A 16373-nucleotide genomic window follows, 5' to 3' on the forward strand; every position below is an offset into this window, starting at 1 on the left:
GTCTGTGATCATTCGCCATCCTGATATCAGGCCATGGCATCTTGCCCCGGGCTGAAGGCCGCGCCCCTTGGACCAAGCCCGAAAATCCGCAATCAAAGTGCCACCTTTATAGGCAGAAAATATAGTTCTCGCCCCCCCTTCCCAAGGCCAATGCGAAGCCTAGAATGGCGTCCTTGCCTCCCCCCTCTCTTCCCCCTTTTCTATTGATGACGCCCATGTCCGAAGCCAGTCCGTGTCTGAGTTGCGGTGCCTGCTGTTCACACTTTCGCGTGTCTTTTTTCTGGGGAGAATGCGCCTCGGCCGGGGGCTCGGTGCCCGACGACCTGGTGGCGTCCATCAGCCCCAGCCGGGTGGCCATGCTTGGCACTGACTGCAAACCCACGCGCTGCGTGGGGTTGGTCGGTGAAGTGGGCAGCCAGGTCAGTTGCTCGATTTACCATGAGCGCTCCAGCACCTGCCGCGAGTTCGAGGCCTCCTGGACCGACGGCCTGGCCAACCCCGATTGCGATGCCGCGCGTGCCGCGTTCGGCCTGCCCCCCCTTGAGCCGCGTTTCGACGAGCTGTATTTCGAACAGAGCGCTTAGCGCCAAACGCTATCGGGCCCATAACCAAATCATTAGAACCAGTTTGCCATCACCGCTTGCAGGCTACGGGCGAGCTCTATACTCAAGGCATTCGTCGGCGCCGGGATCCGCCAGGGCGAGCAAATTCCGTGATGGGGCATGCTATGGGATGGCTTGGGGCGCATTTTTTTACCGAGCTTCCGGAAGGTGGTCAGGTATTGCTCGACTGCAGCCATAACCCCTTTCTGGTGCTGCTGGCTTATCTGGTCGCCTGTGCGGCCAGCTTCGCCACGCTGGACATGGCCGAGCGCGTGGGCCACGTGGATAACCCCGCGGCCCAGCGGCTGTGGCGCTGGATAGGTGCCGCCTGCCTGGCGGGGGGGATCTGGGCCATGCATTTTATCGGCATGCTGGCCTTCCAGCCGCCGATCGAGGTCAGCTACGACCTGCCGATTACCGTGCTCTCGCTGCTGACAGCCCTGGTCGCCTCCTGGCTGGCGATGAATACCCTGAGCCAACCCGAACTGCGGTTGGGGCGCTACATCAGTGCCTCGATCTGGATCGGCCTTGGCATCTGCGCCATGCATTACGTGGGCATGGCCGCCATGCGCTCCAGCGCCGTGGCCATCTATGACCCGACCCGCTTCGCCCTGGCGGTGATCGTCGCCATCACCTGCAGCTTCGCCGCCTTGCTGCTGTCCAGTTTGTTGCGCGAAGGCAGCGGCATGTTCCATCAATTGCTCAAGTACGCCAGCAGCCTGGTGCTCGGCGCCGGGATCGTCAGCATGCATTTTCTCGGCATGTGGTCCATGACCCTGGCCCTGCCCCTCGGCGCGCCGCAACTCGCCCCTCAGGACAACAACCATATGCAGCTGGGGCTGACCATTGCGGTGATCATCCTGCTGCTGATCGGCAGCTGCATCAGCGCCGCCCTGGCCGACAAAAAACTGCAACACAAGGAGCGCGACCTGCGGCGGGTCAACGCCCTGCTCAGCCAGCTCGATCAGGCCCGTGTTTCCCTGCAGCAGGTGGCCCACTACGACGCCCTGACCAGCCTGATCAACCGTCGTGGCTTCAATCAGCTGTTCGCTGAAAAACTCATCGAAAAAACCGCATGCGGCGGCATGCTGGCGGTGATGTTTCTGGATATCGACCACTTCAAGCGCATCAACGACAGCCTCGGCCATGACGCCGGCGACGAGTTGCTCAAGGTGCTGGCCGGGCATATCAAGGGTTCCACCCGCAGCCACGAGGATGTGGTCGCACGTTTTGGTGGCGATGAGTTCTGCATCCTGATCAGCCTGCATAACCGCGACGAAGCGCGGCATATGGCCCAGCGCATCATGCAAAAGATGAAGCTGCCCATCGAGCTCGCCGGCCGGCGCATGGTCATGACCACCAGCATCGGTATCAGCGTGTTCCCCGACGACGGCCGCACCTGCGAAGAGCTGCTGAAAAACGCCGACCTGGCGCTGTATCAGTCCAAGGGCGCGGGTCGCAACAGCCTGCATTTTTTCAGCTCCAACCTGAAGACCCGCGCCACCCTGGAGCTGCAACTGGAAGAAGAGCTGCGCCACGCCCTGCGCAGCGAAGCCGGGCTGACCGTGTATTACCAGCCGATCTACGACCTGAAGAACGCCCGGGTCAGCAAACTCGAAGCGCTGATCCGCTGGCAGCACCCGGTACATGGGTTGCTGGCGCCGGACCGCTTTATCAGCATTGCCGAGGCCAACGGCCTGATCGCCGAACTCGACAATTGGGTGTTGCGCCGGGCCTGCGAGGACCTGGCCATGCTCAGGCGCCAGGGTTTCAACGAGCTCAAGGTGGCGGTCAATTGCTCGGCGCTGAACCTGATGCGCGACGAGCTGACCGACGAGATCAAGATGGCCCTGCACCACGCCGGCCTTCCGGCCCAGTGCCTGGAGCTGGAGGTCACGGAGAACGCCCTGATGGGCAACATTGCCAATACCCTGACGCTGCTCCAGCAGATCCGGGCCCTGGGCGTATCGCTGTCGATCGACGACTTCGGTACCGGCTATTCATCCCTGGCCTATCTCAAGCGCCTGCCCCTCAACACCTTGAAGATCGACCGCTCGTTCATCCAGGACATTCCCCATTCGACCCAGGACATGGAGATCGTCCAGGCCATTATCATCATGGCCCACACCCTGCATTTGCAGGTGGTCACCGAAGGCGTCGAAACCGTGCAGCAGTCCGCGTTCCTCAGCCATTACGGCTGCGACTTCATCCAGGGGTATCTGCTCAGCCGACCGGTGTCCCTGGAGCTGCTGCCGGCATTGCTCAGCGAACTCCAAGAGCACCAGCCGGCCTGGGCCGCTACGCGTCTTCACTCCCCGACTGGCGATAGAGATGGATCAGGGTCGCCGGGTCTTTTTCCAGATAGCCCTGGGCCCCATGCAGGCGCATCAACTGTGCTGCCAAGCCGCTGATGGGCGTGGCCGACCCCTGCTCGCGGGAAAACTTCACCGCCCCGTCCAGGTCCTTGAGCAAGGTCCGCACATGCCACTTCACCGGTTCGAAACGGCTTTCAGCCATTTGCGGGGCGAGGATCTGCAGCGGCCGCGAGTCGGCAAAACCTCCGGCCAGGGCCTCGGCAATCAGGCTGGCATCGACCCCGGAACGCTCGGCCAGGGCCACCACTTCGGCAATCACCAGGGCATTGCAGGCAACAATCATCTGATTGCAGGCCTTGGTCACCTGGCCGGCGCCTACCGGCCCCATGTGGGTCACCCGCTGCCCGAGGTTGAGCAGCAGCGGGCGAATCCGCTCGATATCCGCCACCGCACCGCCTGCCATGATCGCCAGGCTGCCGCTTTCGGCACCCGCCGTGCCGCCGGAAACCGGCGCATCGACCCAGCCCATGCCGGTCGCCTCGGCCAACTGGGCGGCCATTTCACGGGTGGCAGTGGGCTCTAGGCTGGAGAAGTCCACCAGCAACTGTCCGGCCCGGGCACCCTGGGCGATGCCCTGGTCACCGAAGACCACCTCGCGCACCACCTGGGTATTGGCCAGGCATAACAGCACCAGGTCACTGGCCTCGCACAACTGGGCCGGTGTGGCGACTTGTCGCGCCCCGGCGGCTACCAGTGGCGCGCACTTCTGCGGATTGCGGTTCCACACGGTCAGCGGATACCCCGCAGCCAAGAGGCGCCGGCACATGGGCAGCCCCATCAGGCCGATACCGGCAAATCCGAGTGAGGGTAACGCTGCCATCATCTTGCCTCCTTTTGATTAAAGATCGCCGGATATTGGCCGATTTATCTGGACGAAGGAAAGGATTCCCCCCTGCGTCCATAGGCACGTCCCCTGACGCGGGGGCCAATATCGCACTGTAAAAGTCGCGAAACCCACTCCGTGATGGCTCGATGATATTTTGTCGACGAGCCGACCAGTTCAGGCACATGGCGCACAATGACTTCTAAAAACAACTCTGCCGACGCAGTATCCGAGCTGACGCTGGCCTCTCCGATTCCAAGCCCCTCGATTTCGAAGCCATTGTCCAGCTCCCGCCCGCTGGCCACCCAGCAGTACCTGTATTTCACGGAGACCAACACCGACCGCATCCTCGACAACCTCGACGGCCTGCGCGACAGCGTGTTCCCGCGCCCACCGCACCTGGAAGGCGACAACGAGATCCGCCGCGACCAGGAATTCCCGTCGGTGTGCCTGATCGGCCTCGGCCGCTGCGGCTCGAACATTGCCCTGGATGTCGCGGAACTGGTGTACAACGCGCGCAAGTTCTACCTCAACGAATTCAATAACGAAGACAAATCCTACGAAGCCAAGGGCTACAGCCCGGGCCAATGGATTCGCAACAACCTGCGCCTGGGCCAGAACAAGGCCAGCAAGCCGGTGTTCCTGGTGGAACCGCTGGTGATGCTCGGCGACCTGGACAAGGACATCGCCGGGCGCATCCGCTTCTCGCGCAAGGGCGAAAAAAGCGGCTTTATCCGCGACTACAGCAAGATGAAGATCATGGACCTCTCGGAAGTCCATGCCGGCGGTGCCGGTAACGCGCCGATCCTGGGTCAGTACCTGGCCAAGATCATCCTCAACAAGGACACCCAGCGCTTCTCCAGCCCCGACTGGAAAATGATCCACTCGTACCTGATCGATTCCTGCGGGATCAAGGCCAACCAGTCGCGCCTGTATTTCTCGATCTTCAGCGCCGGCGGCGGTACCGGTTCGGGCATGGCGTCGGAGTTCGGCCTGGCCCAGCAGTACTCGTACATGAACAAGACGTTCGACACCAAGCCGGTGGATGAGCACGACAGCAAAAGCGGCCATTCCTTCGTCTTCGAGCCGATCTTCACCAGCGGCATCTGCGTGCTGCCGAATATCTCCGACCACCGCAGCGAAATGTCCGAGGCGCTGCATATCAACGCCGGCCGCCTGCTGTGCAAATACCTGTCGGAAGAGTGGGACTTCTCCTACAACTTCGACAACGAAGACAGCAGCGAAGCCAGCGTCATGGGCCGGATCCGTCCATGGAACGCGATGATGCTGATCTCCAACGACATCATGCGTTACGCCGAAGAAAGCGATGACGGCAACATCCAGAACATCGATGTCAACGCCATGGAGAAGCACGCCAACCAGTACATCTCCCAGCAGATCTTCAACATCCTCACGGCGCAGGCGGTGACCACCGACTACGACCAGAACTACTTCCGCCGCGCCGGCATCGACATTGGCGAAACCATCCGCCTGGATGCCAACGACCTGTTCATGAGCCTGGCCGGCCCGGTGGCGATTGCCTACGCCGAATCCGTGGTGCCCGAGCAGCCAGCGCCGTCGGGGGACAAGTTCAAGGTGTTCGAGAAAGAGCCGCAGCGCCTGAACATCGACGACCTGTTCTTCCGCTCGATCGATTTGCCGCACTTCAACAAGGTGACCCAGGCCATCGAGGGCATCAGCCTGCTGCCGATCGAGTCCAAGCGCTATCGCGCAGCCCTGGAGCAATACAAGGCTTCGGGCTACGACGCAGCGGCACTGCACGACCTGCACTTCTTCAAGAACTGCTCGTCGGTGGTCTCCATCGTCTCGCTGCCCAAAGACTACAAGCTGTCGTATATGGATCTGAATCGACTCAAGACCCATCTCAACAGCCTGTTCCCCAACACCACCCTCAAGCGCTATGCACTGGTGATCGGAGCTTCGGCCAACCTGTCGCTGACCACCCTGATTGCCAAGAGCCCGTGCCTGTCGGACGACTTCCTGACGCTGATCGTGGCCTTTATCAAGCGTTGCTTCGCGCGTAACCCGTACCGTTTCGACGAGACCCTGGACAACTCGATCCTCGACTTCATCGTCAGCGAGCACTTCGATGAAAGCCTGATCGACGACCTGCTGAACGAGTTCGAGAACCCGGCGAAGATCCTCGATACCAACTGGTACGCGATCAAACCGATGTACGAGAAGAAATACCGCGAGCTGATCAACGACAAAGACAAGTTCGTCTCGATCAATGACATCCGCCTGTCCCGCGATTGCGTGAAAAAAGCCATCAAGTACCTGCGCGAGATCTACCGTCACCGCATCGGCAAGACCAAGGTCATCTCCCTCAACAACCACACCGGCAAGACCGACCACTGATAGCCGCCGTGGTACGCCGGCTCCCGCCATTGCCTGGGGGAGTCGGTGTCAGCGGCCATTGCGTCGTTCCCCCCCTCTCCCTGCAAGACCAAGGCCTGGCGTTGATGGCACTTTTAGTGGCCGCGCGCCCTGCCAACTCACAATCCGAAACAATTAAGCAGCCCGTCGGCTGGGCTTGAAACTGTTCCCCTTCCGTGAACGTCATCCAGGCTGAAAAAGCGGTGGGGCCTTTCTTCACGGCAAGATGCCATCACCCGGATCGCGGTTACTCCGCTACACACTTTCTGTCGGGAAAAATGCGCACCATGAAGGTGCGCAGCATCAGGCAGACGCCCTTTCCTGGACCATAATCCACGGCGATACCACCACCGCCCACAGCTGCGGATCTCGTTCCACCAGATCCAGCGCCCGCGTCGCAGACACTTTGGCAACCTTCTCTTCGGCCAGCCAGGCAGCCACTTTCTCGGCCTGGTTCTCGGCCATGGCCTGCGCCGCTTCGATCAGATCCAGCCCGGGGTCGACCCACAATAGGGCACCCTTGGCGAAGAACGGTTCCAGCTCCTTCCAGGTAATAGATGCGGTTTCACCAAGCAGCTTGGCATAGAGGGTGCTAGGTTCTTGAGTCATGGGACTGTCCAGAAAAGAAATCGGCGCAATCATAACGTCGGTGATCTGGCAGAAAAACCCAGATGCCAACGCGTCAACGATAGAGAACTCCAGAAACGCCAAGGATTGCCCTCCAACAAGGCCGCACTACAGCGAAAATCCCGCCGCAATTCTGTCTTTTTCTTTCAATAAAGCGACACCCTATGGTTTTGCCCCCAGCAGCCAGCTTTTCAAGCGAACAACCGGCGCTCTACACTGTACCGGTACAGTTGCCAGGGGCATTTCCGGGGATAACAAAGATCTATCTGACCCGGTTCTGCGTCTCTGGCCGCCAGAACTATAAAAATTACAACAGTAAGAGTGGAGCACTATGAATAAGGCTACTAAGCAGATTTCCAAACTGTTTGCCGCTATGGTCCTGGCCGGGGTTGCCAGCCATTCGTTCGCAGCTGACACCATCAAGATCGGCATTGCCGGCCCTAAAACCGGCCCTGTAGCCCAGTACGGCGACATGCAGTTCAGTGGCGCCAAAATGGCCATCGAGCAAATCAACGCCAAGGGCGGCGTCAACGGCAAGAAACTCGAAGCCGTTGAATACGACGATGCCTGCGATCCGAAACAAGCCGTGGCCGTGGCCAACAAAGTCGTCAACGACGGCGTCAAGTTCGTGGTCGGTCACCTCTGCTCCAGCTCCACTCAACCCGCTTCCGACATCTACGAAGACGAAGGCGTGATCATGATCACCCCGGCTGCCACCAGCCCGGACATCACCGCCCGTGGTTACAAAATGGTGTTCCGCACCATCGGCCTCGACAGCGCCCAGGGCCCTGCCGCCGGTAACTACATCGCCGACCACGTGAAGCCGAAAATCGTCGCCGTGCTGCACGACAAACAGCAATACGGTGAAGGCATCGCCACCGCCGTGAAGCAGACCCTGGAGAAAAAAGGCACCAAGGTTGCCGTGTTCGAAGGCATCAACGCCGGCGACAAAGACTTCTCCTCGATGATCGCCAAGCTCAAGCAAGCCAATGTCGACTTCGTCTACTACGGCGGCTACCACCCAGAGCTGGGCCTGATCCTGCGTCAAGCCCAGGAAAAAGGCCTGAAAGCCAAGTTCATGGGTCCGGAAGGCGTGGGTAACGACTCCATTTCCCAGATCGCCAAGGACGCTTCCGAAGGCCTGCTGGTGACCCTGCCGAAATCCTTCGACCAGGATCCGGCCAACGTCGCCCTGGCAGATGCCTTCAAGGCCAAGAAAGAAGACCCAAGCGGCCCGTTCGTGTTCCCTGCCTACTCCGCTGTTGAAGTCATCGCCGGTGGTATCACTGCCGCCAAGAGCGAAGATGCCGCCAAGGTGGCTGAAGCCATCCACGCCGGCACGTTCAAAACCCCAACTGGCGATCTGAGCTTCGACGCCAAGGGTGACTTGAAAGACTTCAAATTCGTGGTCTACGAGTGGCACTTCGGCAAACCTAAAACCGAAGTCTCGCCTCAATAAGGCCCTGTCCTACTGAGCGTCCAATAAAGCCCACGGCGTGCCGTGGGCTTTGTTTTACGAATGTAATGGGCCGTGCTTCCGTGATCCGGGGCCTCCCCACCTGAAAATCTCAAAACCGTCATCAGCGGTTCGCTGGCAAAACTTGCACCCGAAGTGGATGCAGATCTACGGGGTCCAAGCGGGAAAATGACTCCACCAGTGAAATGCGTATCAGGTTTTTAGGAGCGTTGTAATGCCTGACATCTATCACTTTTTCCAACAGCTGGTTAACGGTCTGACCGTTGGCAGCACGTATGCCCTGATCGCCATCGGCTATACGATGGTTTACGGCATCATTGGAATGATCAACTTCGCCCACGGCGAGGTATACATGATCGGCTCCTACGTGGCGTTCATCGCCATCGCCGGGCTGGCCATGATGGGACTCGACAGTGTCCCGTTGTTGATGACCGCAGCCTTTATCGCGAGCATCGTCGTCACCAGTGCCTACGGCTACAGTATCGAACGGATCGCCTACCGCCCCTTGCGTGGCAGTAACCGCCTGATCCCGCTGATCTCGGCCATCGGCATGTCGATCTTCCTGCAGAACACGGTTCTGCTGGCGCAGGACTCCAAGGACAAATCCATCCCCAACCTGATCCCGGGCAACATCTCCATCGGGCCAGGCGGCGCACATGAAGTGCTGATCTCCTACATGCAGATCGTGGTGTTCGTGGTGACCCTGGTGGCCATGCTCGGCCTCACGCTGTTCATCTCCCGTTCTCGCCTGGGTCGCGCCTGCCGTGCCTGTGCCGAAGACATCAAGATGGCCAACCTGCTGGGTATCAATACCAACAACATCATCGCCCTGACCTTTGTCATCGGTGCGGCACTGGCGGCTGTGGCTGCGGTGTTGCTGAGCATGCAATACGGCGTGATCAACCCGAACGCCGGCTTCCTGGTCGGTCTCAAGGCCTTCACCGCAGCGGTTCTGGGCGGTATCGGCAGCATCCCGGGAGCCATGCTCGGCGGGCTGGTGCTGGGGGTGGCTGAAGCCTTTGGCGCCGATATATTCGGTGACCAGTACAAGGACGTCGTGGCTTTCGGCTTGTTGGTTCTGGTGCTGTTGTTCCGGCCGACCGGCATTCTGGGCCGTCCGGAGGTTGAGAAAGTATGACTAGGAATCTTAAATCGGCGCTGTTCAGCGCCCTGTTGGTCTGGGCCGTCGCCTACCCGGTACTCGGCCTGAAACTGACCATCGTCGGCATCAACCTGGAAGTCCACAACACCAGCAACACCACCCTGGCAATCATTGCGATCTGCTCGGTGCTGATGTTCCTGCGGGTGCTGTTCAACCACCAGATCAGCGCGGCCTGGAAATCCTCGCCAAGCATGCCGTTGATCCCGGCCAAGGCCAGCAACTTCCTGACCCTGCCAACGACCCAGCGCTGGATCATTCTCGCGCTGATCGTCGGGGCCCTGGTGTGGCCGTTCTTCGGCTCGCGGGGCGCGGTGGATATCGCCACCCTGATCCTGATCTACGTGATGCTGGGCCTGGGCCTGAACATCGTGGTCGGGCTCGCCGGCCTGCTGGACCTGGGTTATGTCGGTTTCTACGCCGTGGGCGCCTACAGCTACGCGCTGCTGTCGCACTACTTCGGCCTGAGCTTCTGGATCTGCCTGCCCATCGCCGGGATGATGGCCGCCACCTTCGGCTTCCTGCTGGGTTTCCCGGTACTGCGGCTGCGTGGCGACTACCTGGCGATCGTGACCCTGGGCTTTGGTGAAATCATCCGTCTGTTGCTGCGCAACATGACCGACCTCACCGGCGGCCCGAATGGCATCAGCAACATCGAGAAACCCACGTTCTTCGGCCTGACGTTCGAACGTAAAGCCGCTGAAGGCATGCAGACCTTCCACGAGTATTTCGGCCTGCAATACAACTCGATCAACAAAGTGATCTTCCTCTACCTGGTTGCGCTGTTGCTGGCATTGGCGGCCTTGTTCGTCATCAACCGCCTGCTGCGCATGCCGATCGGGCGTGCCTGGGAAGCGCTGCGTGAAGATGAAATCGCCTGCCGTGCCCTGGGTCTGAACCCGACCGTGATCAAACTCTCGGCCTTTACCCTGGGCGCCAGCTTCGCCGGTTTCGCCGGCAGCTTCTTTGCTGCGCGTCAGGGCCTGGTCACGCCCGAGTCCTTCACCTTCATCGAGTCGGCGATCATTCTCGCCATCGTGGTCCTGGGTGGCATGGGCTCGCAGCTGGGGGTGATCCTCGCTGCCGTGGTGATGATCCTGCTGCCGGAAATGATGCGCGAGTTCAGTGAATACCGCATGTTGATGTTTGGCGCCTTGATGGTGCTGATGATGATCTGGCGTCCACAAGGTCTGCTGCCGATGCAACGCCCACACATGGAGTTGCGAAAATGAGCCGCGAGATCCTTAAAGTCGAAAACTTGAGCATGCGCTTCGGCGGCCTGCTCGCGGTCAACGGCGTGGCCCTGACCGTCAAGGAAAAACAGGTCGTGGCCCTGATCGGCCCCAACGGTGCCGGCAAGACCACGGTCTTCAACTGCCTGACCGGTTTCTACAAGCCCAGCGGTGGCAGCATCCAGCTTGACGGCCAGGCCATCGAAGGCCTGCCAGGCCATGAGATCGCCCGTAAAGGCGTGGTGCGCACCTTCCAGAACGTGCGTCTGTTCAAGGACATGACCGCGGTCGAGAACCTGTTGATCGCCCAGCATCGGCACCTGAACACCAACTTCCTGGCGGGGTTGTTCAAGACCCCGGCATTTCGCAAGAGCGAGCGCGATGCCATGGAGTTCGCCGAGTACTGGCTGGACAAGGTCAACCTCACGGAGTTTGCCAACCGTACCGCCGGGACCCTGGCCTACGGTCAGCAACGGCGCCTGGAAATCGCTCGCTGCATGATGACCCGGCCGCGGATCCTGATGCTCGACGAACCTGCCGCCGGCCTCAACCCCAAGGAAACCGAGGACCTCAAGGCGCTGATCAGCATGTTGCGTGAAGAGCACAACGTCACCGTGCTGCTGATCGAACACGACATGAAACTGGTCATGAGCATTTCCGACCACATCGTTGTGATCAACCAGGGCACGCCCCTGGCCGACGGCACGCCGGAGCAGATCCGCGACAATCCTGAAGTGATCAAAGCCTACCTGGGGGAAGCGTAAATGCTGCAATTCGAAAACGTTTCCACCTTCTACGGCAAGATCCAGGCCCTGCACAGCGTCAACGTGGAGATCCGCCAGGGCGAAATCGTGACCCTGATCGGGGCCAACGGCGCGGGTAAATCCACCCTGCTGATGACCCTCTGCGGTTCGCCCCAGGCCCACAGCGGCAGCATCCGTTACATGGGTGAGGAACTGGTGGGGCAGACGTCGGCGCAGATCATGCGCAAGAGCATTGCCGTGGTGCCGGAAGGTCGTCGGGTGTTCGCGCGCCTGACCGTGGAAGAAAACCTCGCCATGGGTGGTTTCTTCACCGAAAAGGGCGACTACCAGGAGCAGATGGACAAGGTGCTGCACCTGTTCCCCCGGCTCAAGGAACGCTTCACCCAGCGCGGCGGCACCATGTCCGGCGGTGAACAGCAAATGCTCGCCATCGGCCGTGCGCTGATGAGCAAGCCCAAGCTGCTGCTGCTCGACGAGCCGTCGCTGGGCCTGGCACCGATCATCATCCAGCAGATTTTCGACATCATCGAACAGCTGCGACGTGATGGGGTGACGGTGTTCCTGGTGGAGCAAAACGCCAACCAGGCGCTGAAAATCGCCGACCGCGCCTACGTGCTGGAAAACGGCCGGGTGGTGATGCAAGGCTCCGGTGAAGACCTGCTGACCGACCCCAAAGTGCGCGAAGCGTACCTGGGCGGCTAGCCGCATGCGTCAACCAAAAACGGCCCTTCGGGGCCGTTTTTTTATGGCTCCGCTGCCCACTCCCAGCGTCCGAACACGGCCCGGGCCTGCGGCAGCGGCTACAGGCGGTCGAGGGCTTCGCCGCTGCGCTTGAACCAGCCGATCAGGTAATCGGCCAGGACCTGGGTGCGCTTGGGCAGGCCGCCCTGGTAGGGGTGCACCAGGTACATCGGCATGCTCCGGGTCTGGTAATCGCGCAGCAGCCAGCGCAGGCGGCCGTCGGCCAGTTCGGCCTGCAACAGGTAGGACGGTAGTCGCGCAACGCCGGCGCCCGCCAGTGCGGCCTTCTTCAACAGGTTGTAGTGATTGCTGGCAAACGGCCCGGAAACACGCACCCGCAACAGCTCGTGCTGTTGGTGATAAAGCCACTCCTCGCGGCCGCTATAGTGGCTGTTGAGCAGGCAGCGATGCTCGGCCAGGTCCCGGGGCGCCAGGGGCTCGCCGTGCTCCTCGAGGTAGGCCGGGCTGGCGCAGGTCAGCTCACGCCAGGCCAGCAGCGGCCTGGCCACCAGGCGCTGGTCATTGGCCACCTCGGAGCGGATCGCCAGGTCGAAACCGTCCCGTGACAGGTCGCGGTAGAGGTTATTGAGCTCCAGCTCGATCTGCACCTGGGGGTAGCGCCGGGAAAACTCCAGCAGCAGGCCATCGAAAAACGTCTCCCCCAACGACACCGGCACCGTGATCCGCACCGGCCCGGCCATGTCGTCCTTGAGCCGCGCCAGGGCTTGGCGCGCGCGTTCCACCTGCACCACCAGCGCCTGGGCCTGAGGCAGCAAGGCAGCGCCGGCGGCGGTCAGGCTCAGCTTACGGGTGGTGCGCTGCAACAGCACCACGGCGAATTTGGCCTCCAGCTGACTGATGCGCTTGGACAGTTGCCCCTTGCTGCAGCCCAACTGCTGGGCGGCCAGGGTAAAGCTGCCGGCTTCGATCAAAACGGCAAACGCCGCCAAGTCATCCATCTCGCTCATGGATTGTTTCCATTTGAAAACCAAAGATTGCCTATTAGCGCGTTAATCAACAGAAAAAACCACCTTAGACTGCAACTTCGTTCACCCACCCTCAGGAACCTCAACATGAAAATTCTCTTGATTGGCGCCCACGGCACCATTGGCTCGGCCGTTGACCATGAGCTCTCGCAACGTCATGAAGTGATCCGCATCGGTCGCACCAGTGGCGAGTTGCAGGTGGACATCAGCGACAGCGCCTCGATCCGCCGCCTGTTCGAACAAACCGGAAAATTCGACGCCCTGATCAGCGCCACCGGCAGAGTGACCTTCGCCCCCCTGGGGGACATGAGCGCCGACGACTTCACCCTGGGCCTGGAGAACAAACTGATGGGCCAGGTCAACCTGCTGCTGATCGGCCGTGAGTTCGCCAATGACGGTGCGTCCTTCACCCTGACCTCGGGCATCCTCAACCGCGACCCGATCCGCACCGGCGCCTCGGCGGCCCTGGTCAACGGCGCCATCGATGGTTTCGTACGCTCTGCCGCTCTCGAATTGCCCCGCGGCCTGCGAATCAACGCCATCAGCCCCACCGTGGTCCAGGAAGCGATGGGCAGCTATGCCCCGTACTTCCGAGGCTTCAAGCCAGTGAATGCCGCCGAAGTCGCCCTGGCTTACGCCAAGAGTGTTGAAGGTCTGCAAACCGGCCAGGTCTACCAGGTCGGCTAGGCATTGCCGGAGCGGGGTTGTGATGCGCGGCCAGCCTGCGTAACGTGGCGGCACTTGTCTGGAGACCCGATAATGCGCGCCGCCCGTTCACTGCTTTGTATCGCCCTGCTCCCTCTGTTTGCTGGCTGCCAGATGCTGCCGATGCTCAATGGCCAACCCCAGGCCCCGTCCATGGCGGGCCTGACCCGGATGCAAGGCGAACTCACCGCCGCCGACGGGCAACTGCTGTTCAAACCGTGCAACGAACAGCGCCGCTATGTGGTCAAGGACAGCGGCGGCACCAGCGTACTGCAGGAAGCCGCGACCCTGGCCGACCAACAGGGCAAGCTGTTCGCCGATCTGCGCGGCAGCTTCTCCTCGAACAAGGCCAGCGGCGATGGCCAGGTGGAGCTGCGCCAGCTATACCGCGTCGAACGCTCGGGCAATGCCTGCAACGACCCCAACTTCCAGCGCCTGATCCTGCGTGCCAGTGGCAAGACCCCGGCCTGGAACCTGGACGTCAGCGCCAAGGGCATGATGCTCGAACGCGCCGGCCAGCCGGCCCTGGCCCTGCCCTACCTGGAAGAGCAATTGGGTGACGGCCGCTTCAACCTCACCAGCGAAGCCAATAACCAGCACGTCGAGCTCTGGGTTGCGCCCCAGCGTTGCGTCGACAGCCAGACCGGCAGCGTCCAGCACCTGACGGCCGAGCTGCGGATCAACGGTGAAGTGCAGCGCGGTTGCGCCTATTTCGGCGGTTCGCGCAACGACTGATTCGACGGGCGACCGTTTTAACCTCACGGGATCCGGGCTTTGCGGCTTATAATCGCCGGTTTGTAAAACCGCCCTGACGCATTTGTGCGTCCCGCGAATCGGATCCCGTCATGTTACGAATCACTGAACTCAAGTTGCCGATCGACCATCCTGAAGAAGACCTGCGGCCTGCCATCGCGCAGCGCCTGGGCGTCGCCAGCGATGACCTGCTCGACTTCACCCTGTTCAAGCGCAGCTACGATGCGCGCAAGAAGTCCTCCGAACTCTGCTTCATCTACACCATCGACGCCCAGGTGCGCGACGAGGCCAAGGTGCTGGGCAAGTTCGCCGATGACCGTAACGTCAACCTGGCGCCGGATGTCAGCTACAAGGTGGTGGGCCAGGCCCCGGCCGATTTGAGCCAACGCCCGATCGTGGTCGGGTTCGGCCCGTGCGGCATCTTCGCCGGCCTGCTGCTGGCGCAGATGGGCTTCAAGCCGATCATCCTCGAACGTGGCAAGGAAGTGCGCGAGCGCACCAAGGACACCTGGGGCCTGTGGCGCAAAAGCGTGCTCAACCCCGAGTCCAACGTGCAGTTCGGTGAAGGCGGTGCCGGGACCTTCTCCGACGGCAAGCTCTACAGCCAGATCAAGGATCCGAAACACCAGGGCCGCAAGGTCCTGCACGAGTTCGTCAAGGCCGGCGCGCCGGAAGAGATCCTCTACGTCAGCAAGCCGCACATCGGCACCTTCCGCCTGACCGGCGTGGTGGAGAACATTCGCCAGCAGATCATCGCCCTGGGTGGTGAAGTGCGCTTCGGGCAACGGGTGACCGACGTACTGATCGAAGACGGGCAATTGACCGGTGTCGAGCTCAACAGCGGCGAACAGCTGCACTCCGAGCACGTGATCCTGGCCCTGGGCCACAGTGCCCGCGACACCTTCCGCATGCTCCACGACCGTGGCGTGTTCATGGAAGCCAAGCCGTTCTCGGTAGGCTTCCGGATCGAACACCCCCAGTCGCTGATCGACAGCGCACGCCTGGGCAAATACGCCGGGCACCCGAAACTCGGCGCCGCCGATTACAAGCTGGTGCACCATGCCAAGAACGGCCGCACGGTCTACAGCTTCTGCATGTGCCCCGGCGGCACCGTGGTTGCCGCAACCTCCGAGCCGAACCGGGTCGTGACCAACGGCATGAGCCAGTACTCGCGCAACGAGCGCAACGCCAACTCCGGGATCGTGGTCGGCATCACCCCGGAAGTGGACTACCCGGGTGGCCCGCTGGCCGGCATCGAATTGCAGGAGCGCCTGGAATCCCTGGCCTTCGAACTCGGCGGCAACAACTACGAAGCACCGGCGCAGCTGGTGGGCGACTTTATCGCCGGCAAACCTTCCACCGCCCTGGGCAGCGTCGAGCCGTCCTACAAGCCCGGTGTGGCCCTGGGCGACCTGGCCCTGGCCCTGCCGGACTTTGCCATCGAAGCCATTCGTGAAGCGCTGCCGGCCTTCGACCGCCAGATCAAGGGTTACTCGCTGCACGACGCGGTGTTGACCGGGATCGAGACCCGCACCTCATCGCCGCTGCGTATCACCCGCAACGAAGCCATGCAAAGCCTGAACGTCAAAGGCCTGTACCCGGCCGGGGAAGGCGCCGGTTACGCAGGCGGCATCCTCTCGGCGGGCGTCGACGGGATTCGCATCGCCGAAGCCGTAGCACGCAACATGCTTGGGCTCGAAGCTTAAGTCACAAGCCTGCATTGCCCTCGCCA

At 61.3% G+C, this 16373-nt stretch carries 14 protein-coding genes; 11 read left to right on the forward strand and 3 right to left on the reverse strand.

The features are described 5' to 3' along the window. Positions 1-215: 215 nt before the first annotated feature. Positions 216-584: a YkgJ family cysteine cluster protein gene (locus tag AC19YX_RS19175; RefSeq protein WP_078470170.1), complete on the forward strand. Its 369-nt coding sequence runs from the start codon at positions 216-218 to the stop codon at positions 582-584. A 143-nt stretch (positions 585-727) separates the two neighbouring features. Next, positions 728-3013, forward strand: a complete 2286-nt coding sequence (locus tag AC19YX_RS19180) for a putative bifunctional diguanylate cyclase/phosphodiesterase (protein WP_201129758.1) — start codon at positions 728-730, stop codon at positions 3011-3013. On the opposite strand, the gene AC19YX_RS19185 is transcribed toward AC19YX_RS19180, so the two are convergent. Beyond that, positions 2901-3800 carry an NAD(P)-dependent oxidoreductase gene (locus AC19YX_RS19185; RefSeq protein WP_500606786.1) on the reverse strand — a complete coding sequence of 300 codons (900 nt, stop codon included), beginning with the start codon at positions 3798-3800 and terminating at the stop codon, positions 2901-2903. The two genes, AC19YX_RS19180 and AC19YX_RS19185, sit on opposite strands and share 113 nt — an antisense overlap. 195 nt (positions 3801-3995) lie before the next feature. On the opposite strand from AC19YX_RS19185, the gene AC19YX_RS19190 reads away from it, so the two are divergent. Further along, positions 3996-6179, forward strand: coding sequence for a hypothetical protein (locus AC19YX_RS19190; protein WP_078470167.1), 2184 nt, complete (start codon positions 3996-3998; stop codon positions 6177-6179). Positions 6180-6500: 321 nt separating this feature from the next. Here AC19YX_RS19190 and AC19YX_RS19195 read toward each other — a convergent pair whose 3' ends face one another. Continuing rightward, positions 6501-6806: a DUF2288 domain-containing protein gene (locus AC19YX_RS19195; RefSeq protein WP_043230208.1), complete on the reverse strand. Its 306-nt coding sequence runs from the start codon at positions 6804-6806 to the stop codon at positions 6501-6503. Positions 6807-7155: 349 nt separating this feature from the next. Here AC19YX_RS19195 and AC19YX_RS19200 point away from each other — a divergent pair, with 349 nt between their 5' ends. The 5 genes from AC19YX_RS19200 to AC19YX_RS19220 all read left to right on the forward strand — a co-directional run bounded on the left by AC19YX_RS19200 (position 7156) and on the right by AC19YX_RS19220 (position 12158). Further along, on the forward strand, positions 7156-8283 hold the full coding sequence (locus tag AC19YX_RS19200) for a branched-chain amino acid ABC transporter substrate-binding protein (RefSeq protein ID WP_020299083.1): 1128 nt from the start codon (positions 7156-7158) through the stop codon (positions 8281-8283). A 232-nt stretch (positions 8284-8515) separates the two neighbouring features. Next, positions 8516-9439: a high-affinity branched-chain amino acid ABC transporter permease LivH gene (livH, locus tag AC19YX_RS19205; RefSeq protein WP_078470166.1), complete on the forward strand. Its 924-nt coding sequence runs from the start codon at positions 8516-8518 to the stop codon at positions 9437-9439. Next, entirely contained in the window at positions 9436-10692 is a 1257-nt protein-coding gene (locus AC19YX_RS19210) for a high-affinity branched-chain amino acid ABC transporter permease LivM (RefSeq protein WP_078470165.1), read from the forward strand. Before livH ends, AC19YX_RS19210 begins: the two co-directional genes overlap by 4 nt. After that, entirely contained in the window at positions 10689-11456 is a 768-nt protein-coding gene (livG, locus tag AC19YX_RS19215) for a high-affinity branched-chain amino acid ABC transporter ATP-binding protein LivG (RefSeq protein ID WP_020299086.1), read from the forward strand. Before AC19YX_RS19210 ends, livG begins: the two co-directional genes overlap by 4 nt. Then, positions 11457-12158 (forward strand): ABC transporter ATP-binding protein, encoded by a 702-nt coding sequence (locus tag AC19YX_RS19220; RefSeq protein ID WP_078470164.1) that lies wholly within the window; start codon positions 11457-11459, stop codon positions 12156-12158. Between the two features lie 98 nt (positions 12159-12256). On the opposite strand, the gene AC19YX_RS19225 is transcribed toward AC19YX_RS19220, so the two are convergent. After that, the gene (locus AC19YX_RS19225; RefSeq protein ID WP_500606787.1) at positions 12257-13165 is read right to left on the reverse strand and encodes a LysR family transcriptional regulator; all 909 of its coding nucleotides are present in this window, start codon (positions 13163-13165) and stop codon (positions 12257-12259) included. A gap of 105 nt (positions 13166-13270) precedes the next feature. Between AC19YX_RS19225 and AC19YX_RS19230 the strand changes: the two genes are divergently transcribed. From AC19YX_RS19230 to AC19YX_RS19240, 3 genes are all read left to right on the forward strand, one after another. Next, complete coding sequence (locus tag AC19YX_RS19230; protein WP_201129750.1) at positions 13271-13870, forward strand: short chain dehydrogenase; 600 nt, start codon at positions 13271-13273, stop codon at positions 13868-13870. Between the two features lie 72 nt (positions 13871-13942). Next, the gene (locus AC19YX_RS19235) at positions 13943-14623 is read left to right on the forward strand and encodes a COG3650 family protein (RefSeq protein WP_078470161.1); all 681 of its coding nucleotides are present in this window, start codon (positions 13943-13945) and stop codon (positions 14621-14623) included. A gap of 110 nt (positions 14624-14733) precedes the next feature. Then, positions 14734-16347 carry an NAD(P)/FAD-dependent oxidoreductase gene (locus tag AC19YX_RS19240; RefSeq protein ID WP_500606788.1) on the forward strand — a complete coding sequence of 538 codons (1614 nt, stop codon included), beginning with the start codon at positions 14734-14736 and terminating at the stop codon, positions 16345-16347. Positions 16348-16373 lie beyond the last annotated feature (26 nt).

Source organism: Pseudomonas sp. MF09150, assembly GCF_059862355.1.

Coding starts and splice junctions, on each gene's coding strand:
- AC19YX_RS19175 (WP_078470170.1), top strand. CDS start 216: ATGTCCGAAGCCAGTCCGTGTCTGAGTTGCGGTGCCTGCTGTTCACAC.
- AC19YX_RS19180 (WP_201129758.1), top strand. CDS start 728: ATGGGATGGCTTGGGGCGCATTTTTTTACCGAGCTTCCGGAAGGTGGT.
- AC19YX_RS19185 (WP_500606786.1), bottom strand. CDS start 3,800: ATGATGGCAGCGTTACCCTCACTCGGATTTGCCGGTATCGGCCTGATG.
- AC19YX_RS19190 (WP_078470167.1), top strand. CDS start 3,996: ATGACTTCTAAAAACAACTCTGCCGACGCAGTATCCGAGCTGACGCTG.
- AC19YX_RS19195 (WP_043230208.1), bottom strand. CDS start 6,806: ATGACTCAAGAACCTAGCACCCTCTATGCCAAGCTGCTTGGTGAAACC.
- AC19YX_RS19200 (WP_020299083.1), top strand. CDS start 7,156: ATGAATAAGGCTACTAAGCAGATTTCCAAACTGTTTGCCGCTATGGTC.
- livH (WP_078470166.1), top strand. CDS start 8,516: ATGCCTGACATCTATCACTTTTTCCAACAGCTGGTTAACGGTCTGACC.
- AC19YX_RS19210 (WP_078470165.1), top strand. CDS start 9,436: ATGACTAGGAATCTTAAATCGGCGCTGTTCAGCGCCCTGTTGGTCTGG.
- livG (WP_020299086.1), top strand. CDS start 10,689: ATGAGCCGCGAGATCCTTAAAGTCGAAAACTTGAGCATGCGCTTCGGC.
- AC19YX_RS19220 (WP_078470164.1), top strand. CDS start 11,457: ATGCTGCAATTCGAAAACGTTTCCACCTTCTACGGCAAGATCCAGGCC.
- AC19YX_RS19225 (WP_500606787.1), bottom strand. CDS start 13,165: ATGAGCGAGATGGATGACTTGGCGGCGTTTGCCGTTTTGATCGAAGCC.
- AC19YX_RS19230 (WP_201129750.1), top strand. CDS start 13,271: ATGAAAATTCTCTTGATTGGCGCCCACGGCACCATTGGCTCGGCCGTT.
- AC19YX_RS19235 (WP_078470161.1), top strand. CDS start 13,943: ATGCGCGCCGCCCGTTCACTGCTTTGTATCGCCCTGCTCCCTCTGTTT.
- AC19YX_RS19240 (WP_500606788.1), top strand. CDS start 14,734: ATGTTACGAATCACTGAACTCAAGTTGCCGATCGACCATCCTGAAGAA.